This is a genomic window from Clostridium sp. NkU-1 (assembly GCA_001312405.1).
The window spans coordinates 367208-388249 of sequence record BBDR01000002.1; the positions used below are offsets into that span (position 1 = coordinate 367208).

Consider the following 21042-nt stretch of genomic DNA (forward strand, 5'->3'; position numbering starts at 1 on the left):
TTTTTATAAAATTAATATTCAGAGGAAAAATAATGATTCAATTACCAGATGAGTTCAGAGAAAAAAATGAAAGGGCTTTTAGGAGCAGAGTATGATTCTTTTATAGAAAGCTATGATAAGGAACGGGTTCAGGGCTTAAGGGTAAATCCTTTAAAAATATCCCTTGAGAAATTTGATGAGATCTGCCCGTTTCAGTTGAAAAAGATTCCATGGGCAGCGGAAGGGTATTACTACCAGGCAGGAGAGCGGCCTGGAAAGCATCCATACCATGAAGCAGGCCTTTATTATATCCAGGAGCCAAGCGCCATGGCTGTTGTGGAACTGCTGGACCCAAGGCCGGGAGAGAAGATTCTTGATCTGTGTGCTGCGCCTGGGGGGAAAACAACCCATATTGCAGGACGGATGCAGGGCAAAGGCTTTCTTCTAAGCAATGAGATCCATCCGGCCAGGGCAAAGATCCTTTCCCAGAACGTAGAACGCATGGGGATTGGGAATGGGGTTGTGTCCAACGAGGATTCAGGGAGCCTGTCCCTTCGTTTCCCCGGATTCTTTGACAGGATCGTGGTGGATGCACCCTGTTCCGGAGAAGGAATGTTCCGTAAGGATGAGGCGGCGAGGCTGGAATGGTCGCCTGGGCATGTAAGAGCCTGCGCAGCCCGCCAGGAAGAGCTTCTATCCAATGCCGCGGCAATGCTTAAGCCCGGCGGAACCATGGTTTACTCCACCTGTACCTTTTCCCCGGAGGAAAATGAACAGGTCATTGAAGGTTTCCTTTTCTCTCACCCCGATTTTTCCATTGCGGATGCAGGACGTCCGGGACTTTATCCAGGCCGCCCAGAATGGAGTAAATCCGGTATGGCAGACTTACAAAAGACCTTCCGCATCTGGCCTGACAGATCAGAAGGGGAAGGCCATTACCTGGCAGTATTAAAGAAGAGCGGAGATGGGATTTCTGAAAAAAAGCAGACCACTCCGGAGTACAGCAGGGATAAGTCCGTATTAAAAGAATTAGAAACGTTTTTAAAGGATTTCCTGGTAAATCCTGCCCCTCTGCTTCTTCGAAAGGAATATATTCTCTTTGGGGACCAGCTGTATCTGATCCCGCCGGAAATGATTGATTTTAAGGGCATGAAAATTCTCCGTCCGGGACTTCACCTGGGAACTGTGAAAAAGAACCGGTTTGAGCCTTCTCATGGCTTTGCTCTTTTCCTTAAAAAGGAAGAGGTAAGCCGTTTCATCGACCTGCCGGCTGACGGAGGGGAAGTTATAAAGTATTTAAAGGGAGAAACCCTGACTGGGGAGGCATTTCTTTCCGGTGACAATCATAAAGGCTGGGTGCTTGTCAATACCGGCGGATATTCCATGGGATTTGCCAAGCTTGCCGGGGGAATTCTTAAAAATCATTATCCCAAAGGCCTTCGGTGGATGTGATTCCAATGAACTGCATGTCCTCGGGAAGGGGCGCCTCAAAAAAAGGGGCTCCTTTTTGATTGGGTGGAGGAAATCCAGCCGGAAGGAATGAAGGGCCTGGCGGGTGATGTAACGGTAATCCGGATGATAAAGAAAGTCTCCCGGCAGGGGATGGCCGATGGAATTTAAATGGACCCGGATCTGATGGGTACGGCCGGTTTCCAGAGTCAGACCCGCAAGGGAATGTCCTGTCACAGGATCATAATAAAGCCGTTTATAATGAGTGCGTGCCTCTTCCCCATTTATCCGGTCCACACACCGTTCAATGGTGGAGCCGTCTGCCCGGGCAATGGGAGCATCAATGGTTCCGCTTAGGGGAAGCTTTCCCTGGACAACCGCAAGGTAACGGCGGTGAAGCTCTCTTTTTTTCACCATATCCGAAAGAATGCAGGCGCTTAAAGGATTTTTTTGCCAGCACTAAAAGTCCGGTGGTATCCCGGTCCAGACGGTTAATGGCCCGGTAGATAAAGGTTTCGTTCTTTTCTTTAAAATAATATGCGATCCCGTTGGCAAGGGTATGATCAAAATTACCCTGGGACGGATGGATGGGGACGCCGGCTGCCTTGTTAATGACCAGGAGATGTTCGTCCTCGTACTGGATTTGAATTGGCATGGGAGTGGGTACAATATTCTTGGAACTTTCTTCCTCACAGATAAAGACAGATAAAAGCTCTCCCGGCTTAAGGACGCGGGTCGTATAGACAGGCTCTCCTTCCACAGTTATACCGTTTTTAGTATTCCGAAGCTGCCGGATCAGGCTCTGGGAATATCCAAGGTTTAGGAGATATTGCTTCACGGTCATTCCTTCAAAGGGTTGTTTTATGGTATAAGTCATAGTCATTTTCATAAACCGATTCTATCATGGCGGGTAGTGATTGACAAGGAGAATCTATAGGTTATAATTAGCTGGTAGAAAATGAAAAAAAGGGGGTTTGGTGATGTTTGATCAAGATATTTATGAGGCATTGGAAATTGAATTTGAAAGAAACAACATAATGGAAGATGTGGATGAGGTTCTGCTGGATTTGGCAGAAGCAATCGCAGACAGGGGAATTATGGATAAAGAACTGGTTTTGACGGAATCCTATGGTAAGGTACAGATTCAGGTGACCGGAGTCTGCTCCGAAGAAGAGGGGGAAGCCAACGTTCTCATTAAACAGGTACGGATCGGTAAAAAAAGAATTTGAAATTAATGATTATTTCCTATAAGGTGAAAGCAGGGCGGAAGAAATGGAGGCAGCATACTCATGATGACAATCAAACAGGAATATTCGCCAAAGGAGCTGGGGATCGATCTTTTGAGCGATCTGGCGGGAGCATTTTTATTCAATATTGGAATCTATAATTTTGCGGTAAGCGCGGAATTCGCTCCTGTAGGAGTATCCGGTATCGCATTGATCCTGCGCCATCTGTTCGGTCTGCCCATGGGCATTACCAGCATGGTCCTTAACATTCCCATTGTGTTAGTCAGCTATAAGCTTTTGGGAAGGCGTTTTTTTGCTCCGTTCCATGAAGAGTATGGTTATCTTTGCCCTTGTGCTGGATTATGTAGTCCCTTATCTGCCGGTTTATCAGGGAAATCCCCTGTATGCTGCCGCCTGCACCGGAATTTTTTTCAGGTCTGGGACTGACTATTGTCTATTTAAGAAACTGTTCCACAGGAGGCACGGACTTTCTGGTCATGGCGATCCGGAAGCTTTTTCCTCACCTGACTATCGGACAAATATCCCTTGTGGTGGATGCCATAGTGATCATTGCCGGAGGTTTCGTGTTCCGCAATCTGGATGCAGTTATCCTGGGTATGCTCTCTACCATTGTGACCACCATGGTAATCGACAAGATCATGATTGGCCTGGGAGCCGGAAAGCTGGTTTTTGTGGTCACCTCCCATGCGGAAGAGGTGGCTCAGAGAATCGAGGAAAGTACCGGGCGGGGCAGCACCTTCCTTCAGGGCCAGGGCTCCTATTCCCTGGATGAAAAGAAGGTGGTCATGTGCGCCTGCAACAACAGCCAGGTGGTGCCAATCCGCCGCGCAATCCACGAAACAGACAAGGAAGCATTTCTTATTATCACGGATTCCAATGAGGTTTATGGTGAAGGGTTTAAAGCCATTGGAGGACAGTTTTAGGCTGAGGGTGTATCTGAAAACATGGCAGTTTTCAGATACACCCTTATTTATGCCGGATTTCCCATGGCCGGATGTATGGTCTACAATGGCATCCTTTTTTAAAAAGCTGGCTCTTTTGACGCTGTCGGTCCCGAATTTGCTGCGGATATGATCCACCGCCTTTTCCATTTCCTTCATCTTGCGGGACTGCTCAGACTCAAAAAGACTAAGCTGGCAAAAGCCTTCCTCAGAAATCTTGGTGGTACGCACGCCGATTAAGCGCAGGGGAGTGCGGTCCCAAAGCTCCTTAAGCAGCTTACAGGCATTTTCATAAATCACTGTGGTGGAGTCCGTAGGATTGTTTAAGGTCATCTGATGAGACTTGGTTTGAAAATTCCAGTCCTTAATCTCCACACAGACGCAGTCACTCATGACATGATCTAAACGAAGACGGGCGCCCACGGTTTCGCTTAAAGACAGGAGGACCTGGCAGGCCATATCAAAGTCGTCAATATCATGGGAGAGGGTGGTGCTGTTGCCGTAGCCCTTGTTTAAAGGCTCCCGTTCCGCCACGGGAGAGGTATCAATGCCCAAGGCATAATCATGTATCAGCAGGGCATACTTTTCCCCCAGAAGGTGCTTTAAATGGCTTACATTGCAGGCTGCAAGCTCCCCTATGGTGTGTATGCCGATGCCTTCCAGCTTTTTCTGGGCGGAATGGCCCACAAAAAAACAGTTCCCGAATGGGTAAGGGCCACATTTTGGAAGGTATCTCATGGGCAAACAGAGTGTGGCAGAGATCGGGCTTTTTAAAATCCGAGGCCATCTTGGCTAAGAGCTTGTTGGGAGCGATACCGATGTTCACCGTAAACCCCAGATTCTTCCGGATCTTTTCCCGGATCTGGTTTGCCACCTCAATCGGGGAGCCAAATAGGTGAATGGTGGAGGTCATGTCGAGAAAGGCCTCGTCAATGCTGAATTTTTCAATGTCAGGGGTGTAATCGGATAAAAGCTCCATCAGTTCCAGGGATTTTTCAAGGTACACGTCAAACCGGGCCGGAACAACGGTCAGGGCAGGGCACTTGCGCAGGGCCTGGCTGATGGGTTCCCCGGTTGTGATCCCAAATGCTTTTGCGGGCGTGGATTTTGCCAGAACAATTCCATGCCTTAAAGAGGCGTCACCGCCTACTGCTGATGGAATGGTGCGTAAATCCAGGGCTTCTGGGTCAGCTTCCAGCCGGCTGACAGATTCCCAACTTAAATATGCGGAATTTACGTCTATGTGAAAAACTAAGGGCTCGGGTACATATCCGTCTCTCCTTTGATAAAATTTACTTAATAAAGGCAAGTTTTGGTGCAGTTTGAATTTTACCTTGAGGGGCACTTAGAGAATCGAACTTCCTTCTCTCTTATTATACCGAAAATATGTTCGGGAAGTAAAGGGAATAATTGAAAAAAACTGCGGAATAGGATAAAATAAATCCACGTCGGAGGCTCTTTCATGAGGCATGCCATAGGAATACTGCTGGCAGCAGTGATTGTCTTTCTCATAGGGACAGGAACTGCTGCGGTTAAGCTTTCAGAAAAAGAGGCCGTTAATGAGAACACAACAGTAACAGAGGAGAAAGGAGAAAAGAACGCACCGATTCAGACAAAGGATGAGCTAAATCTTTATGCCCAGTCAGCAGTTTTGATGGATGCCTCCACCGGCCGCATTTTATACGGAAAAAAATGAGAATCTGGTCCGTCCCATGGCCAGCACCACAAAAATCATGACCTGCATCCTTGCCCTGGAGTATGGGAATTTATCTGACACAGTAACGGCCAGCCAGAATGCGGCTTCCCAGCCAAGGTCCATTTAGGGGTCTATAAGGGAGAAAAGTTTCTGCTTAAGGATCTGCTTTACAGTCTGATGCTGGAATCCCATAATGATGCCGCCATGATGATCGCAGAGCACGTCGGAGGGAGCCAGGAGGGATTTGCCAGGCTGATGAACGAAAAAGCAAGGGATTTAGGCTGTGAAGATACATATTTTATCACACCCAATGGACTGGATGCCAAAGAAGAAAAGGATGGACAGGTGAAGATACACTCCACTACGGCAGCGGATTTAGCCAGGATCATGAACTACTGCATCGGCCAGTCGTCAAAGAAGGAGGAGTTCCTGAAGATTACGGCAACGAGAAGCTATTCCTTTGCTGATCTTCAAGGAAAACGATCCTTTTCCTGCAATAACCACAATACCCTTCTGGCCATGATGGACGGGGCGTTCTCAGGAAAAACAGGCTTCACCGGAGGAGCCGGATATTCCTATGTGGGAGCAGTAGAGGATGACGGAAGAACTTATACCATCGCCCTCTTAGGCTGCGGCTGGCCCCCCCATAAGGCATATAAATGGTCGGATGCAAGAAAGCTGTTCCAATATGGGATGGAACGCTTTCATTTCAGGAACGTGTATAAAGACATCAGTTTTCCTGATATTCCGGTAAAGGAAGGGATTCCTTCCTCCGGCCGCCTGGATGAACCGGTCATGATATCCTGCGGCATAGACGGGGAGGAAGAGAAGACCTTAAACCTTCTTCTGGCAGATGAGGAAGAAGTCACGGTACAGACAGACATTCCAAAGGAATTAAATGCTCCGGTGCGTAAAGGGCAGACGGTGGGAAGTGTCGTTTACCGCTTAAACGGAGAGGTTATTAAGGAATATCCGGTTTGTCTGAACGAAGGGGCAGACCGTCTGACAACAATCTGGTGCTTAAAAGATATCTTTAGCAAATATCTATCCATGCCGGGACTCATGGGAATCATTCCTGTCTGATCAGGGAAAACTGATGGAACTGGGCTTTTAAGTATGAAAGCCCAGTTATTTCTGCTGATCATGCTGTATTACAAGCTTTGTGATTTATCGCTGATCATTGCTGTATCACAGGCTTTGTGATTTATCTCTGACAATGCTGCATCACAAACTATGGAGCTTAAGCCGATGGCAGCAGCGGTATCTGCCAGGCGGGGGAAACCTATATCAGAATACACCATATATATGGCAATCAGCTATGCTTAACAAATATAATTTCTCAATAATTCCCTAATGAATTATTTTATTATCTATATAATTGATAGATTTGTCTGAATATGATAAAATGCAACACCGTGCTAGCTTAATAAGGCAGTGTGCTTTCATTATTGTTTATCTATAGGTAATTTTAATAATATGAAAAAAATATAGCATGATTACAATCTTCAAGTTAGCTCAAAATAACACTTTTAGGAGGAGAGTATTTTGAATTTTATACGAATCAGACAAAGTATGAAACGAAAGGCAAGCGCCGCGTTAGCTCTGATTATGCTTATGTCCTCAGCTATACCGGCATATGCAGAGCCTGCTGATCTGCCAGATTTTAGTAATGATCAGTTAGTTTCATCAAACGTGGCTACACCATCACAGGCCGGCAAGTCCGCACCATCTCACGCTGGCAATTCTGCACCATCAAAGTCCGGCAAATCCACACCATCACAGGCTGACAAGTCCACTCCGTCACAGGCAGGGAAAATCGTAAATGAGGTACTTCCCGATTTTAACTTTGACAGAACCATAGAACTTGCAGGCGATTATGCAGATGGAGAGTACACTGGGACAGGCAAGGGGTTTAAAAGCACGATTACACTGCTCGTCACTATAAAAGATAACACCATTGTAAACATAGAAGAAGTGTCACAAGGAGATACACTAGCTAATTGGGAGAAAGCAAAAGCATTGTTTGCAATTATTATAGATGCTAATTCTACGGATGTAGATGGGGTATCCGGTGCTACAAAGAGTTCAAATGGTATCAAAGAAGCAGTTAATGACGCTCTTTCCAAAGCTGTCATCAAAGAAAACCAGGTATTCCAGGATGGTAATGGCAGCAAGTCAGATCCATTTATCGTGCAACCAGTACACAGTTAGCCAGATTTGCTGACAAGGTAGATGCAGGAAATGATTATAGCGGCAAATATATTGAACTTTCTGCTGACATTGAATTGGAAGATGAGTGGACACCGATCGGTACTGGAGCGAATGGTTTTGCAGGTTCATTTAATGGACGGAACCATACCATTAACGGACTTACAATCGCAAGTGACAGTTTTGCATACGCAGGTCTTTTTGGCTGCATGAAAACAGGTGCCAAAGTCAGGAATATCAAATTGGAAGATGTGGATATCAGTATTACTTCTTCTGGCGCTGAAGCATGTGCAGGCGCAGTTGCAGGAAAAACAGAAAAAAACGTATTGATTGACAATGTAGTTATTACAGGCAAAATAGAAAGCCATTCTGCCAAAAGCTACGCTGGTGCTGTCACCGGAATTTTGGGAGGAGAATCTGTAATTGCCAATGTATCTGTTAATGCTGATGTATCAGCCGTGTCCCAGTCAGGTGTGACATATGCAGGCGGTGTCGTTGGTGCATCAAATAATAAATGCATCATTGCCAATGCGGCAACATTTGGAAGCGTATCGGCAGAAACCGGCGGACAGTTATTTGCAGTTGCAGGCGGTATGGCAGGTATTGCAGCAGGTACATATTACAATGTGCTTTCCGGCGCAATGATTACAGCTGAAAGTGCAGCAGATGCCAAAGAATTAGTTGGCGGTATCGGCGGTATGGGCAGCGCGGTTACTGCAATAGTAAATGGATATTACAGCAGTAAAACTGAAAAACCATTTATGATGGTAAATGATACAATAACAGGCTACGTCACCAATAATGTGAAAGCTCTTGCCGAGGAGGAGCTATCTGGCGAGACTATGGCAGATACATTAAATAATGGTCTTACACGGTCTGAGATTGCAAAAGCATCTGAGACCATTGCAGCGGCAAAGCAGGCAAATATGGGAGATTTGTCAGCGGCAGTACGCACGATAGGGGATTTCTATGCCTGGAGTTTTGATCATGTGTTAGTTATCACTAACAATATTTTCGTAGACGACACCATAGATGCATCGATATTTGATAGCGGAGACGGAACAGAAGAATCACCTTATATTCTAAAAACTGAAGCGCAGCTTCGTAAGTTTGCCGTTTCACTTACAGACGATGTGAAATATGCAGGAATGTATATCGCTTTAGATGAAGATGTGGACGTATCCGGCGGGACGTGGATGCCTATCGGACAGGGACATTATGACTTCATGGGTAATTTTGACGGACGCGGCCATGTGATTACAGGCATGAACATTGGTTCCGTTGAGAATCCCCATATAGAAGATAAGGCAGATACGAATGATACTGAAAAGATGACCACTTTCTATGGATTTTTCGGTGTATTAGGCAAAAATGCAGTAGTTAAAAAATTTAAGTATCGCAGATGCAGAAATAGCAGTAGTCCATCCGTCCAGCGCTTATGCGGGCCTTTTAGCAGGTCTTACAGAAAAAGCATTTATAGACGGCTGCAATACAGAGGGAAGCATATATGCAGAAACAAAACACAAGAAAGCCAATGTTTGGGCAGGCGGACTGGCAGGCCAGACGATCAGAGGCGGCATTATCAACTCCTGGTCAGAAGCAGACGTATACTGCAAAGCCATAGGCGGTCTGTCTCAGGGCGGCGGCTTCGTGGGCATGGTCAACAGGAGCGTAATTGCAAACTGCTATGCTGCAGGCGATGTCACAGGCAAAGCCAGCCGTGAAGATGGTAATGAAGGCATGCCATCTATCGGTTCCTTCATTGGTGTAAATGGGGGAAAGGTGGCAAACTGCTACTCTACAGGTGATATGAAATCAGAGTCATTTTCTACATACGTAGGTTCATTTGCAGGATGGTCAACAGGTATTGCAAGACAATTTTTATCCTACTATAATGCAGATGCGCGCCAAAACAGCAATGGCGTTATCAGCAACCCGGTTATCCCTGTAGGTTATATGGTCAGCGCGGGTATAAATGATGAGGGCGAGCCATATGACGGCGTATACCATGTAGGTATTGATTCAAAGAAATCAGCACAGATGCAGGAGGCGGATTTTGCTGCATTACTGAATAAGAATTTCACTGCATTCCCTATGGATTTAAAGAATGGCACCAGTGTAAACGTTGGCGACCAGAATGCGATGGGGCTTCCTTCTTTCATGAAATTAAGAACCTGGGAACTTACAGACGGCACAGTACGTCCTACTGGTGAAGAAGCAGAAACCACTTATTCAGATATGACACCTGTATTTGAGCCAAACACTTTAGAAAGAGCAGACGGCACATACTATGGCAGAGCAAAGACTGATTCAGGAAAATATGTTTATGTAGAAATAACTGTAAAGGCTGGGAAGATTGTTGGCATAAAAGTGACTGGAAATGACGAGGGCCAGGCTTTAGAGGCCATAGCAGATGATGTAATCGCATATGTTATTTCCACACAAGATTATTCTCAATTGGCAGGCGACAGCGATTTGGCGAAATTACTTAAATCTGCTATAGCGGCAGCGGCCAAGAAAGCATCTATCCGTGATTTAACAGGATACGGAAATGCAGACCCGTCAATTTTCGAAGCAGGAAACGGTACAAAAGAAAATCCTTACATGATCAAAACTGCCGGACAGCTGACGGCATTTGCAGCATCAATAAATGAAGACGAGCATTATAAAGGAAAACATGTAAGACTTGATGCAGATATCTCTCTGTCTGGGATCCAGTGGATACCGGCAGGCGGCTCAGGCGCATATGGATTCACAGGCACATTTGACGGAAATGGGCACGTGATCAGTGACATGACCATTGGAACAAAGGAAAGTCCGGAAACATACTGCGTATCTGCAGGCTTGTTTGCAAAACTGCAGTCAGCCTGTGTGGTAAATCTTGGTATTGAAAATGCGGCTGTCTATAACAAATATATGGGAGACGGCAACATATCATATACGGGCTTGCTTTCCGGATATTTTGAAAATCCGTCAAACACAGGCGGATATATAGATCATTGCTATGCAAAAGGCGTGATCGAGAGCTGGTCATCAAAGCAAAATGACACCGCAGGCCTGGTTGGCAATATAAACTGGGGCATCATCGCAAACTCATATGCAGATGTAAGTATAAAAAGCGAAAGCAAAGAGCGTTGGGCTTATGGGGGAGGAATCAGCGCGATACCGAACAAATCACTTCTTATCAACAACTATGCCAAAGGAAATATCTATGCCAAAGGCAACGGGGCCAGAATGACCATTGGCGGTATCGCAGGCATGAATGCAGGCATTGTCATCAACAGCTTTGCAAATATGGTATTAGAGACGGCTGCAACGACTGTAGATATAGGCGGCATCGCAGGCCGTGTGGCTGGTATTGGCTATGTAGAGAATGCCTATTTCAATACAAATGCGCCGCAGATCAGCGGTTTGGAAGAGATTGCTTCCAAAAAGGGTGCAGGAACTATCGTTACAGGACAAGAATATGGCAAAGGTACTGTGATAAATCTGGAAGGCAGAAATGCTTCTGAGTATAACAGCGCTGAATTTGCAAAACTGCTTAACAGCAATCAGTCTAATGCAGAAATGATGGGCAGAGCAAAAGCCATTTTGAAAGAAATCGGATTGGCCGGCATAGAGAACGTTGCCCTGCGTCAGTTTGAATATGATGAAGAAACCGGCGAAGTGAGATTTAAAGCTGATGAAAAAGACAACGGCACTGTGGAAGAAGGCGGCAGCACCGGCAATGGCAGCGGCAGCCACGGAGCAGCTCATCAGGCAGCAGCAGTGTTACAGCCAGAGACGCATCATCTTCCAGGAATCATTCTGTTCAAACAGGCGGTACCTGGAAACGGGATGAGACTGGCTGGTGGATTGTAAAACCAGATGGCTCTTATCCAAAAAAATGAGTGGTACCGGGCTGATTTAAACGGCACTTTAACATGGTATCTCTTTGACCAGCAGGGATATATGAGAAGCGGCTGGTTTACTGATGCTGATGGAAATACTTATTTCTTACATAATCAAAACGATGCTTCTTTCGGAGCAATGTATACAGGCTGGAATATGATCGATGGAACATGGTATTATTTCTATCCATCGGGGCCAGCCTACAAGGAAACAGTAGGAAAGCTTGCTAAGGATGTGGTCACTCCGGACGGCTATCGAGTAGGGGCAAACGGAGAGTGGATACAGCAGGCTTCATAAAAATTTAAAACTAAGATAGAAACAAATCCCATGTGTATGGCGTAATGGCATAATACACATGGGATTATTCCTGTTTATTCTGCCGTGTGGACTGAGCACAGGCGGCAATGACTGATGATCGGCTGCTGGCCGGTGTTTTTTTTCCGGATTTTTAATCGGCGCGGGAATTGATCCTAACGCATTTATGATCATCAGCCAGGTCAATGAAGTGCGGGGAAGGGGAAATGGATAAAAAACCGGCGAGAATCTTACAGAAAGATGACTAAGGTTTACAGTTTTTGAAACCCTATTGACTTATTATCCTGACAGGTGCTATACTGTGCCCTGATTAAAGGGTGAAAGAGAACCCGTTTCACTCTTTGTGCTTGCGGGTCAAATGGGAGCGTGACCACTCCTGCCTGACCCTTGGAGACAAAAAAAATGGACGCAGGGAGGAATCAGGAAATGCTGAAAAAGAAAATCAGTTTATTTTGTTTGGCCGTTGCTTTTGCTGTATTGCTCGCAGCTGGCTGCGGCAGGAAGCAAGCTGAAGATTTGGGCGGCGCTCCTTCGGAAGCGGCAAAAACAGAGACTGCGGCCGTCAGGATGGAGAGAGCCGGAACACAAGAAAATGGGACTGATGAGATTGTTCCGGAAGAGGATATGGACCAGTCAGGGCCGGGAATAGAGGCCGTGGAGAGTGAAGAAAGCGCTGGGACGGAAAAAAAAGGTGGAGGCATTTGCCGAGAAGATCCAGGAAGCGGTAGGGGACCGGGATTTACAGGCATTTGCGGACCTTCTTATTTATCCCTGTGTTTTCATAACAGGTGATGAGGAAACGATCACCCTTAACAACCGGGAAGACTTATTTAAGCAGAACCCAGACATGGTGTTTGGAGATGATCTTATGGTAGCTGTGGCCAATGTGGATACGGTTTCACTGAAAATGACGGATCAAGGCGTGACCATGGGAGAAGGAGAATCAAAGATCACCTTTCAGAAAAAAAACGATGGAAGCTTTGGGATAACAGAAATAAGGGAATAAGATGGAAGAGAATGTAACTTTAGATGAGATGCTTTCTTTCCGTGAAAAGAAAGTAAGAATGCAGGAAACACTTCAAAAAAATCATGATGGAGCCACTATCGTGGCTCTCGGGATGAATATTCCCGGTCCAAGGAAAACATCTCCCGGCATTCTTCTGGCATTTTCCGCAGGAGGAGAAGAGCTGGACCGTCTGTTTGCGGAACATGGGCTGACTGTGATGGAGGAGACCGTAGTAAAAGAGAAGGCCGGTTATTTTAAGCTCTATGCAGTGAAAAGCCCTGATCCCCTTTATGTGAAAAAAATAACGGTTCAAATGGAAGAAACCCATCCCCTTGGAAGGCTGTTTGATGTTGACGTATACGATGAGGCAGGAAGCGGGATCAGCAGAGAAGAATTAGGATCCCCTGTGCGGAAATGCCTGATTTGTGAAAAGGATGCAAAGCTGTGCGGCCGCAGCAGGAGCCATACAGTTAAGGAGCTTTATGAACGTATTGAGAGTATCATAGATTCCTGGTTAATAGAAAGGGGCAGATGAGAATCTGCCTCTTTCTTAATAAATTTTAAGGTTCCTTTTTCCCCTGGTTAAGGTTCTCCCTATAAAATGAAATTATCAAAGATAAAAGGGAGGCTTTAAGCAAAATGGAGATAAAAAAACCAGCCATGGCCGGTACATTGGAGTCCAGCGACTGTCAGGTAACTGTTGAGCCAGGTGATGGTAAATCGATTTGTGCTGGAAAGCGCAGTAATGAACCAGTATGGCAACAGGATCCGGAAGGTAATCATGGAGACCCTTAGGAATCTCAGTATTGACAATGTGAGAATCACGGTTGTTGATAAGGGGGCACTGGACTGCACCATTAAGGCGCGCGTGAAGGAGCGGTATCCCGTTCCATGGACCAGTTTGAAAATATTCTCTGGGGAGGCAAAAAGAAACGATGAATCCGAATAAGAAACGGCTCAGAAGAACCATGATGTTTTTAAATGCCCAGAAACCGGGCCTCATTAAGGATCCGTATATTTATAAACCGGATTCCCTCATGCTGGATTTGGAGGATGCGGTGGCAGAAAACCAGAAGGATGCAGCCAGATTTTCCCTATATCATGCACTTAAGGAGATCGATTACAGGGGCTGCGAGCGGGTGGTCCGTATCAACGGCCTGGATACCCCTTATTGGAAGGAGGATATCCGTTGTGCGGTCGCAGGCGGATGTGACGCGATTCGGATTCCGAAAACAGAACGGCCTGAGGACATAAAAGCAGTGGAAGCAGAGATCCGGACTGCAGAAGAAGATTTCGGCATTCCGGAAGGAAGGACCCTCATTATGGCTGCCATAGAATCCGCAAGAGGAGTGGTAAAGGCGCTGGATGTCTGTGAGGCTTCCGAAAGGCTGTTTGGAATTGCACTTTCCGGCGGGGACTATACCAAAGACCTTCAGACCCATATTACTGGAACCGGTATTGAGTTAATGGGAGCCAGACAGAATTTAATCATTGCGGCCAGGGCAGCAAAGGTCCAGTGCTTTGATACGGTTTATACAAACCTTGACGATATGGAAGGCTTTCGGAAGGATGTGGAAACCATTCATTTGATGGGATTTGACGGAAAATCCATTATCAATCCGCGCCAGATCCCGGTTGTCCATGAGATATTTACGCCTGCGCAGAAGGATATCACGTTTGCAGAAAAGGTGGTTAAGGAAATCGAGGAGAAAAAGGCAGAGGGAATCGGAGTATTTACCGTAGACGGAAAGATGATCGACATTGCATTCTATGACGGAGCCAAGAGAACCATAGAGCTTGCCAAGCTCCGGTGTATATAAAGGAGATTTGTAAGATGATTAATGCAGTAGGGAGAGAGATTCCGGAAGAAATCTTAAAACTGACAGGAAAAGAACCTTTTATGGGTGTTCATCACTTTGATGGATTTGAATATAAAAAAGACGGTCCGGTCACGAAGTGCGTGATCAATTCGGAGAAAAGTAAGCTGGCGGATAGCATTCACGATTGTCTGGTGAAATGCGGAATAAAGGATGGAATGACCCTGGGCTTTCATCATCATTTCCGGGAAGGCGATTATGTGGTAAACATGGTGATGGAGGAGATCCACAACATGGGAATCAAGGATATTACCATCTGTGCCAGCTCCTTAGGGAAAGCCCACGATAAACTGGTGGATTACATAGAGGATGGGACGATTACCGGGATACAGTCCTCCGGCGTCAGGGGGAAGATCGGCAGGGCCATATCCGAAGGAAAATTAAGGGGCCTGGCTGTTATGCGCTCCCACGGCGGCAGAGTCCGTGCCATTGAAACCGGAGAGGTGAGGATCGATATCGCATTTATCGGTGCTCCTACCTGCGATGACTATGGAAACTGCCGGGGAATCGGCGGAAAATCGGATTGCGGCGTTCTTTCTTACTCCATGGTAGATGCCGACTATGCCGATAAGGTGGTGGCAATCACTGACTGCCTGGTTCCATTCCCCAACTTCCCCGCCCATATCTCCATGACAAAAGTAGATTATGTGGTAGTTGTTGATGAGATCGGAAATCCGGATAAGATTGCAACCGGAGCCGCAAAGCCAACCACAGATATGCGTAAGCTTATGATGGCAGATTACTGTACCCAATTTGTGGTCAATACGCCGTATTTTAAGGACGGATTTTCTTACCAGACCGGGGTAGGCGGAGCTTCCATCGCTTCCACCATTTCTCTTGCAAAAATCATGAAGGAGAGAAATGTGCGTATGCGCTTCGGGGTAGGAGGGCTTACAAAGCCTATGTGCGACTTATTGGAGAACAATCAGGTGGACGCCCTGTTAGATACCCAGGATTTCGATCTGGATGCAGTAGAATCCGTTATCAATCCCAAGCATTTTCGAATCAGTGCGGGAGAATATGCGGATCCATTTAATAAGGGAGCCGTCGTAAATAAACTGGATTTTGTGATCCTGGCAGCTCTGGAAGTGGATGTGAATTATAACTGCAATGTAGTGGTAGGCTCTGACGGCATGATTACCGGCGCTCAGGGAGGTCATCCGGACACTGCAGCCGGAGCAAAATGCACCATAGTAATTTCTCCGCTCCTGCAGGGAAGGATTCCGGCTGTCTGCTCGGATGTCACAACGGTTACGACTCCCGGCGAATCCATTGATGTGGTGATCACGGATTATGGCATTGCAATCAATCCGAGAAGGCAGGATCTGATCCAGTGCATGAAAGACGTGGATCTGCCGTTTAAGACCATTGAGGAATTGCGTGACATCGCATACTCCATTGTAGGGGAACCGGAAAAGGTGCAGTTTGATGATAAGATCGTAGGGATTATCGAGAGCCGGGATGGTACCATCATGGATGTGGTGCGTAAAATCAAGGAGTTTCAGTTTACAGGAGAATAAACGATGGATGTCAGTTCTGGTGTGAAACCCAAAGAGACATTTGAAAAGACGGCTTTTTCCATCGGGAACATGGCTTACCGGGCCATGCTTGAGGAGGTTTATACGACTCCCAAGCCCGGCCTGGTGGATCTGTATTCCCCAGGTGCCCATAAAGACATGGACGTTACTTCCTTTGAAAGGAGTGCAGCGGCTTTAGAACCGTATTTTGCCTCCATGGCCTTGGAAGCATGAGGTTTCCTCATATGCCAGGGCTGCTGTTTGAGCGGATCCGCCGGATCGGTATGGCCGCAGAGGCAGCCATGTACAAGGCTACGGCAGGAGTGAATACCATAAAGGGCTGATCTTTCACATGGGAATCTTAAGTGCAGCCGCCGGGGCATGCATGATGGTTTATGGAACTATGACAATAGACTGTCTGATTAAAATGGAGCAGGCCATGGTAAGGGAGACCCTGGTAAAAGAATTGAAATTAGGGAATATGCAGTCCTTAAATAAACACGGGATTGCCGGTGCAAGAGGAGAAGCCATGACCGGCTATGCTTCTGTGCGAAAGATTGCCCTTCCCACCATGGCAAAAGGCCTTAAGGAGGGCAGGGAATGGAACCGGATCAAACTGGAAACCTTGTTTATGCTCATGAGCCAGGTAGAGGATTCGAACATCATTGCAAGACATGATTCGTCCGTCCTTTTTAAGGTTCAGCGCATGGCAAGGGATTTTCTGCTTTCCGGCGGGGCCTACGGAGACAAAAGTATGGTGACCCTGAAACAAATGGACGCGGACTTTATAAAGAGAAATATAAGTGCCGGAGGCTGTGCAGATCTTCTGGCTGTGGCAATCTTCATAAATGAACTGATAAAAGAACCGGTGAGGGGGAGATTCTATGGAATTCGTAAAGCTGGAAGGAAGGCCGTTTAAAGGAAAAGAACTGGAACTGTTAAAGGATTTTTTAAAACGGAACGATCTGGATTATGACCAGGGGATCGAATACAGCGTATGTCTGCTTGACGAGAATTACCAGATCCTTGCCACCGGCTCAGCGGAGCAGAATGTCTTAAAATGCATTGCGGTTGATAAAAGCGCACGGGGGTCCGGTTTATCCGGGTCTGTCATCTCATGCCTTACCCAGTATGAATTTGAGAATGGCAGATCCCATATTCTTATGTACACAAAGCCGGAAAACAGGGAAATGTTTGAGGATCTTGGATTTTATACGGTTCTTATGACTGATGATATCCTTTTTATGGAAAACAGGAAGAAAGGGTTTGAAGAGTTTGTGGACCGCCTGAGCTCAGAGTCTCCGGCGGAGGCATTGAAGCCAGGAGTGGCCGTGGGTGCCATCGTTGCCAACTGCAATCCGTTTACTTATGGCCACCGGTATCTGGTTGAACAGGCCCTTACCTGCTGTGACTATGTCCATGTACTGGTTCTTGCCGATAACAGAAGCAGTTTTGGGGCGGAGGAACGCTTTTTTATGGTACGGGAAGGAATTAAGGATCTGCCACGTGCCATCGTTCACCAGGCAGCTGATTTTGTCATATCCGCAGCCACCTTTCCTGCCTATTTTATGAAGGAAAAGGTCCGCAGGGAAAGGGCCTGCTGCCATTTGGACTTAGAGCTTTTCGGCAGGCGCATTGCCCCGGCTCTTAAGATAACAAAGCGCTTCGTGGGAACAGAACCGGTATGCGCTGTAACCGGTCATTACAATGAGGAAATGAAAAAGATCCTACCTGGTTATGGAATTTCTGTAATGGAAATTGAAAGGAAGGGCTTTAAGGGAGAGGCAATCAGTGCATCTGAGGTCCGGAAAAGGTATGAAAACGGAGACCTTGAAGGGATAAAGGGCCTGGTGCCTGAAACGACACTGGAATACCTTGAAAAGAAAAAAAGGGCAGGAGGCCTACGGGTTAAACCGGTATCCAAGGCCTCTGACTGTTAAGATATGGGCCGGCTTTTGCCGGTCTTCTTCGATTTTACCACGCAGGCGGTTGATATACACCATGATGGCATTATCATCTACGGCAACGCTGTTTCCCCATACATGATCGTAAATCATGTCTTTTGTAAATACCTGGCCTGGATGCTTTAAAAACAGCAGCATCAGGCTGCTCTCTTTGGAAGAGAGAACGATCTCTTCTCCGTTTTTGTAAAACCGCATGGTGGAAGTATTGTAAGTGAACGATCCGCATTCCAGAACCTCTGAACTGTACACCTGATTTTTGTTGCGGCGGATCAAAGCCTTTACCTTGCGCCCAGCACCAGGGGACGGAATGGCTTGGTTATGTAATCATCCGCACCTACAGAAAGGCCATAAAGGGAATCGTAATCCTCGCTTCTTCCGCTTATGATCATAATCGGAGTCTGGATGCCCTGGCTGCGCAGCCGTTTGATGACTTCAAAGCCTTCCATATCGCCCAGCATCACATCCATGAGGATCATATCGTAAGTGTGGTTTTTAAGATGATTCAGTGCGGAAAGTCCGCTGTCTGCAACGTTGGTTTCCAAATCGTTGCTGTGCATGACTTTCTCCAATAATTTACAGATCGCCGGATCGTCATCCACAATTAATACTTTATCAGACATAGCTTCCCCCTAAGTGAAATTTTTGTAGAAATAAATCGAAACTTTCTTAAATTATTATAATATTAACCCGGAGACAAGTCAATGAGGAACAGGCAAATAGAGGATAGATTCATGAGCAAAATAGAGGGAAATAAGAGATTTGGGACGGTATTCATGTTTTGTGCCATGGTATCCGTGCTGCTTATTTTCTGCTGTCTTGTATTCAGCATCTGGAATGAATATAAAGAAACGATTATAGATAATCAAAAGAAACAGATGCTTTTGACAACTCAGAGTATGGGAGAAAATTTAAAGATTTTCATTGAAGGATATCAGGCGGATTTAAATACCCTTTGCGCGGTAGAAGAGGAGAACAACAAAAAGACCGGCAGGGAGGACTGGAGCATGCTCCAGAGTTATGTGACGAATCACAGCCGGTTTGTTTTTGATGTGATCCTGGAGGATGAAACGGAAGGTTATTAAAAAGTGTGAATGGATATGGAGTGACGTCGGCGTATTCCATCACAGAGATCAGCCAGGATATGAGCTTTCGGCAGTGCAAGCTGGAAAATGGAGAAATGTATTTGATTTTAAAGAAAGTTCTTCCTGACGGCAGGTCTCTTTCCGTTGTCTTAAATGAAAAAAATTATTACAATTTTCTTGTTTCCAATATTCGTCTGGGAACCAATGGATATGTGGTAATCAAGGATTCAAAAGGGATCATCCTCATTCACCCTCAGGAAAGTCAGTGGGGAATCAATGTAATTTCAGGCCGGCAGGAGATGTTTCCGAATAAGGATTTAACCAGCTTACAGCAGATGATAGAAAATCAGAACAGAGGAGAATCAGGGGTTTCCGAGTATTACTCCTACTGGTGGATGGACCCTGGGGTTCCTGAGGTGAAAAAGGTCAGCGCTTATTCCCCGGCTATCATAGGAAGCGGTTTTTTGGTAGTCAGTGCTGTGATTGATTATAATGATATTTATATCCCGGTTGCAGCCGGATTTTTCAAGCTGGGCATGGTCTTTTTAGGAATTGTATCCGTGGTCCTGGGAATGGTGTTTTATATTGAAATTCTGCGGGTTCAAAAGAGGAAGGATACGGAAGAGATAGCCTATCTTTGGGAGCTTAATAAAATTTTAGAAGAACTGCATCAGAGTGAAGAAACCATCGCCCACCAGCAGAGACTTCAGATCATGGGAACTATGACCGGCGGCATTGCCCATGAGTTTAACAACTTACTGACTCCGATCATGGGATATGCGGAATTGCTGATGCTTGAATTTCCGGAGGGGGCGGAATCCTATGACAGTGCGGCGGAGATTTATGAAGCTTCCAGAAAGGCAAAAGAGATCATTCAGCAGATTTCATCTTTAAGCCGGAAAAATATGGAGACTGCCTTTAAAAATATAAATGCCACAAAGGTACTGGGCCGTGCCATAAAAATGGTAAGCTCCGTGTGTCCGGCCCACGTGCATCTGAAGAAAGAAATTGCCTTATCTGATGTATACTTTTTAGGAAACGAAACCCAGATGAATCAGGTCATATTAAACATCTGTGTGAATGCAATCCATGCAATCGGCCACAAGGGAGGGACTATAACCATAAGAGGGAACAGAGTAAGATCCGAGGAATTAAAACAATACAAGCTCACCTCTGTTTCAGAAGAGTGGAAGTATTACCTGCGGATTGACATTGCAGATGACGGGGAAGGCATGAGCAAAGAGGTGTTAAAGCAGATCTTTGATCCGTTTTTTACGACAAAGAAAAATGGGGCAGGAACGGGTCTTGGCCTTTCTCTGGTTGAGCAGATTGTTCATTCCCACAAAGGACATGTTTTTGCTGAAAGCAGGCTGGGAGAAGGCAGCGCCTTTCATATCTTCCTTCCTGTGAATGAACAGAAAGGGCAGGAAGGGCAGCAGGAGGCAGAGGAGGAAAGCGTGGATCGCTTAAGGCTTCTGATCATTGACGATAATCCAAAGGTATTGCGGCTTCTGGAAAAGAATTTCAGCCGGCTTCGTGTGCCATTGACGGTCTGCATGGATTTTGAAGAGGCCAGGAGAGTTTTGAAGGAGCAGGAAGTATATGCCATTGTGACGGAGCATTATATTGACGGGAAAAGCGGCACGGATTTCTGTATGTCCCTTCAGGGACAGTATCCGGATATTATCCGGATCATTATGACGGACCGGGTGACGAGGGAAATCATAGAGGCCAAGAAACGGAAAATAATTGATGAATACATCGACAAACCGGTTTCCGACTCCGCTATATTAAAAGCAGTAAAGAACTGTGAGGAAAGATTGTAAAAAAAGCCTAATCTTAACAACTTTTAATTTTTCTCTTAAAGAAA

At 46.1% G+C, this 21042-nt stretch carries 24 protein-coding genes and 4 pseudogenes; 22 read left to right on the forward strand and 6 right to left on the reverse strand.

The annotated features are described in order from the left end of the window. The first annotated feature begins 66 nt into the window (after positions 1-66). Positions 67-1431, forward strand: coding sequence for an RsmF rRNA methyltransferase first C-terminal domain-containing protein (locus JCM10519_RS04560; protein ID WP_347843114.1), 1365 nt, complete (start codon positions 67-69; stop codon positions 1429-1431). 222 nt (positions 1432-1653) lie between these two features. Here JCM10519_RS04560 and JCM10519_RS26350 read toward each other — a convergent pair. Both JCM10519_RS26350 and JCM10519_RS26355 read right to left on the reverse strand, forming a co-directional pair. Next, positions 1654-1845, reverse strand: a pseudogene (locus JCM10519_RS26350) (RluA family pseudouridine synthase); the annotation flags it as partial. Next, positions 1769-2317, reverse strand: a complete 549-nt coding sequence (locus JCM10519_RS26355; protein WP_347843115.1) for a pseudouridine synthase — start codon at positions 2315-2317, stop codon at positions 1769-1771. The pseudogene JCM10519_RS26350 and the gene JCM10519_RS26355, both read right to left, overlap by 77 nt. A gap of 91 nt (positions 2318-2408) precedes the next feature. Between JCM10519_RS26355 and JCM10519_RS04570 the strand changes: the two genes are divergently transcribed. The 3 genes from JCM10519_RS04570 to JCM10519_RS26365 are packed head-to-tail and all read left to right on the forward strand — an operon-like array spanning position 2409 to position 3598. Next, positions 2409-2657, forward strand: coding sequence for a U-box domain-containing protein 56 (locus JCM10519_RS04570; protein WP_347843116.1), 249 nt, complete (start codon positions 2409-2411; stop codon positions 2655-2657). Positions 2658-2717: 60 nt separating this feature from the next. After that, positions 2718-3101: a YitT family protein gene (locus JCM10519_RS26360; protein WP_347843117.1), complete on the forward strand. Its 384-nt coding sequence runs from the start codon at positions 2718-2720 to the stop codon at positions 3099-3101. Beyond that, positions 3059-3598, forward strand: a complete 540-nt coding sequence (locus tag JCM10519_RS26365; protein WP_347843219.1) for a YitT family protein — start codon at positions 3059-3061, stop codon at positions 3596-3598. The genes JCM10519_RS26360 and JCM10519_RS26365 overlap by 43 nt, the downstream gene beginning before the upstream one ends. Before the next feature lie 261 nt (positions 3599-3859). Here the strand turns inward: JCM10519_RS26365 and JCM10519_RS26370 are convergent. Both JCM10519_RS26370 and JCM10519_RS26375 read right to left on the reverse strand, forming a co-directional pair. Continuing rightward, positions 3860-4075 (reverse strand): annotated as a pseudogene (locus JCM10519_RS26370) (DNA polymerase IV); the annotation flags it as partial. Positions 4076-4178: 103 nt separating this feature from the next. Then, positions 4179-4925 (reverse strand): hypothetical protein, encoded by a 747-nt coding sequence (locus JCM10519_RS26375; RefSeq protein ID WP_347843118.1) that lies wholly within the window; start codon positions 4923-4925, stop codon positions 4179-4181. A 153-nt stretch (positions 4926-5078) separates the two neighbouring features. On the opposite strand from JCM10519_RS26375, the gene JCM10519_RS26380 reads away from it, so the two are divergent. From JCM10519_RS26380 to citC, 16 genes and pseudogenes are all read left to right on the forward strand, one after another. Next, a complete protein-coding gene (locus JCM10519_RS26380; protein WP_347843119.1) occupies positions 5079-5312 on the forward strand; it encodes a hypothetical protein in 234 nt (77 codons plus the stop codon). A 147-nt stretch (positions 5313-5459) separates the two neighbouring features. Continuing rightward, positions 5460-5906: pseudogene (locus JCM10519_RS26385) on the forward strand (D-alanyl-D-alanine carboxypeptidase); the annotation flags it as partial. A 201-nt stretch (positions 5907-6107) separates the two neighbouring features. Continuing rightward, positions 6108-6395: a hypothetical protein gene (locus JCM10519_RS26390; RefSeq protein WP_347843220.1), complete on the forward strand. Its 288-nt coding sequence runs from the start codon at positions 6108-6110 to the stop codon at positions 6393-6395. A gap of 462 nt (positions 6396-6857) precedes the next feature. Beyond that, the gene (locus tag JCM10519_RS04590) at positions 6858-7523 is read left to right on the forward strand and encodes an FMN-binding protein (RefSeq protein WP_054738094.1); all 666 of its coding nucleotides are present in this window, start codon (positions 6858-6860) and stop codon (positions 7521-7523) included. Positions 7524-7597: 74 nt separating this feature from the next. Further along, positions 7598-9244, forward strand: a complete 1647-nt coding sequence (locus JCM10519_RS04595) for a hypothetical protein (RefSeq protein ID WP_054738095.1) — start codon at positions 7598-7600, stop codon at positions 9242-9244. Further along, on the forward strand, positions 9171-11381 hold the full coding sequence (locus tag JCM10519_RS04600) for a hypothetical protein (protein ID WP_347843120.1): 2211 nt from the start codon (positions 9171-9173) through the stop codon (positions 11379-11381). The genes JCM10519_RS04595 and JCM10519_RS04600 overlap by 74 nt, the downstream gene beginning before the upstream one ends. Before the next feature lie 6 nt (positions 11382-11387). Continuing rightward, positions 11388-11708: a hypothetical protein gene (locus JCM10519_RS04605; protein WP_054738097.1), complete on the forward strand. Its 321-nt coding sequence runs from the start codon at positions 11388-11390 to the stop codon at positions 11706-11708. A 679-nt stretch (positions 11709-12387) separates the two neighbouring features. Beyond that, positions 12388-12732 (forward strand): hypothetical protein, encoded by a 345-nt coding sequence (locus tag JCM10519_RS26395; protein WP_347843121.1) that lies wholly within the window; start codon positions 12388-12390, stop codon positions 12730-12732. Position 12733: 1 nt separating this feature from the next. Beyond that, positions 12734-13267: a citrate lyase holo-[acyl-carrier protein] synthase gene (gene citX, locus JCM10519_RS04615; protein WP_054738099.1), complete on the forward strand. Its 534-nt coding sequence runs from the start codon at positions 12734-12736 to the stop codon at positions 13265-13267. A gap of 174 nt (positions 13268-13441) precedes the next feature. Next, positions 13442-13681, forward strand: a complete 240-nt coding sequence (locus JCM10519_RS04620) for a citrate lyase acyl carrier protein (RefSeq protein WP_347843122.1) — start codon at positions 13442-13444, stop codon at positions 13679-13681. Beyond that, positions 13668-14565, forward strand: a pseudogene (locus JCM10519_RS04625) (aldolase/citrate lyase family protein). Before JCM10519_RS04620 ends, JCM10519_RS04625 begins: the two are co-directional and overlap by 14 nt. 1 nt (position 14566) lies before the next feature. After that, complete coding sequence (gene citF / locus JCM10519_RS04630; protein ID WP_054738101.1) at positions 14567-16129, forward strand: citrate lyase subunit alpha; 1563 nt, start codon at positions 14567-14569, stop codon at positions 16127-16129. A gap of 3 nt (positions 16130-16132) precedes the next feature. Further along, positions 16133-16360 (forward strand): triphosphoribosyl-dephospho-CoA synthase, encoded by a 228-nt coding sequence (locus tag JCM10519_RS04635; protein ID WP_054738102.1) that lies wholly within the window; start codon positions 16133-16135, stop codon positions 16358-16360. Between the two features lie 11 nt (positions 16361-16371). Further along, positions 16372-16470, forward strand: a complete 99-nt coding sequence (locus JCM10519_RS26400; RefSeq protein WP_347843123.1) for a triphosphoribosyl-dephospho-CoA synthase — start codon at positions 16372-16374, stop codon at positions 16468-16470. 8 nt (positions 16471-16478) lie between these two features. Continuing rightward, positions 16479-17045, forward strand: a complete 567-nt coding sequence (locus JCM10519_RS04640) for a triphosphoribosyl-dephospho-CoA synthase (RefSeq protein WP_054738103.1) — start codon at positions 16479-16481, stop codon at positions 17043-17045. Beyond that, on the forward strand, positions 17011-18066 hold the full coding sequence (gene citC / locus JCM10519_RS04645) for a [citrate (pro-3S)-lyase] ligase (protein WP_054738104.1): 1056 nt from the start codon (positions 17011-17013) through the stop codon (positions 18064-18066). Before JCM10519_RS04640 ends, citC begins: the two co-directional genes overlap by 35 nt. Here the strand turns inward: citC and JCM10519_RS26405 are convergent. Both JCM10519_RS26405 and JCM10519_RS26410 read right to left on the reverse strand, forming a co-directional pair. Further along, the gene (locus JCM10519_RS26405; protein WP_347843124.1) at positions 18028-18363 is read right to left on the reverse strand and encodes a response regulator transcription factor; all 336 of its coding nucleotides are present in this window, start codon (positions 18361-18363) and stop codon (positions 18028-18030) included. The two genes, citC and JCM10519_RS26405, sit on opposite strands and share 39 nt — an antisense overlap. Positions 18364-18368: 5 nt before the next feature. Next, a complete protein-coding gene (locus JCM10519_RS26410; protein ID WP_347843125.1) occupies positions 18369-18710 on the reverse strand; it encodes a response regulator in 342 nt (113 codons plus the stop codon). 111 nt (positions 18711-18821) lie between these two features. On the opposite strand from JCM10519_RS26410, the gene JCM10519_RS26415 reads away from it, so the two are divergent. Both JCM10519_RS26415 and JCM10519_RS04655 read left to right on the forward strand, forming a co-directional pair. Next, a complete protein-coding gene (locus JCM10519_RS26415) occupies positions 18822-19172 on the forward strand; it encodes a hypothetical protein (RefSeq protein WP_347843126.1) in 351 nt (116 codons plus the stop codon). Positions 19173-19177: 5 nt separating this feature from the next. Beyond that, positions 19178-20998, forward strand: coding sequence for an ATP-binding protein (locus tag JCM10519_RS04655; protein WP_347843127.1), 1821 nt, complete (start codon positions 19178-19180; stop codon positions 20996-20998). The last annotated feature ends 44 nt before the right edge of the window (positions 20999-21042 follow it).

Excerpts from the sequence above, each read along its gene's own strand:
- JCM10519_RS04560 (WP_347843114.1), top strand. The coding sequence starts at position 67 with ATGAAAGGGCTTTTAGGAGCAGAGTATGATTCTTTTATAGAAAGCTAT.
- JCM10519_RS26355 (WP_347843115.1), bottom strand. The coding sequence starts at position 2,317 with ATGAAAATGACTATGACTTATACCATAAAACAACCCTTTGAAGGAATG.
- JCM10519_RS04570 (WP_347843116.1), top strand. The coding sequence starts at position 2,409 with ATGTTTGATCAAGATATTTATGAGGCATTGGAAATTGAATTTGAAAGA.
- JCM10519_RS26360 (WP_347843117.1), top strand. The coding sequence starts at position 2,718 with ATGATGACAATCAAACAGGAATATTCGCCAAAGGAGCTGGGGATCGAT.
- JCM10519_RS26365 (WP_347843219.1), top strand. The coding sequence starts at position 3,059 with ATGCTGCCGCCTGCACCGGAATTTTTTTCAGGTCTGGGACTGACTATT.
- JCM10519_RS26380 (WP_347843119.1), top strand. The coding sequence starts at position 5,079 with ATGAGGCATGCCATAGGAATACTGCTGGCAGCAGTGATTGTCTTTCTC.
- JCM10519_RS26390 (WP_347843220.1), top strand. The coding sequence starts at position 6,108 with ATGATATCCTGCGGCATAGACGGGGAGGAAGAGAAGACCTTAAACCTT.
- JCM10519_RS04605 (WP_054738097.1), top strand. The coding sequence starts at position 11,388 with ATGGCTCTTATCCAAAAAAATGAGTGGTACCGGGCTGATTTAAACGGC.
- citX (WP_054738099.1), top strand. The coding sequence starts at position 12,734 with ATGGAAGAGAATGTAACTTTAGATGAGATGCTTTCTTTCCGTGAAAAG.
- citF (WP_054738101.1), top strand. The coding sequence starts at position 14,567 with ATGATTAATGCAGTAGGGAGAGAGATTCCGGAAGAAATCTTAAAACTG.
- JCM10519_RS04635 (WP_054738102.1), top strand. The coding sequence starts at position 16,133 with ATGGATGTCAGTTCTGGTGTGAAACCCAAAGAGACATTTGAAAAGACG.
- JCM10519_RS26400 (WP_347843123.1), top strand. The coding sequence starts at position 16,372 with ATGCCAGGGCTGCTGTTTGAGCGGATCCGCCGGATCGGTATGGCCGCA.
- JCM10519_RS04640 (WP_054738103.1), top strand. The coding sequence starts at position 16,479 with ATGGGAATCTTAAGTGCAGCCGCCGGGGCATGCATGATGGTTTATGGA.
- citC (WP_054738104.1), top strand. The coding sequence starts at position 17,011 with ATGGAATTCGTAAAGCTGGAAGGAAGGCCGTTTAAAGGAAAAGAACTG.
- JCM10519_RS26410 (WP_347843125.1), bottom strand. The coding sequence starts at position 18,710 with ATGTCTGATAAAGTATTAATTGTGGATGACGATCCGGCGATCTGTAAA.
- JCM10519_RS26415 (WP_347843126.1), top strand. The coding sequence starts at position 18,822 with ATGAGCAAAATAGAGGGAAATAAGAGATTTGGGACGGTATTCATGTTT.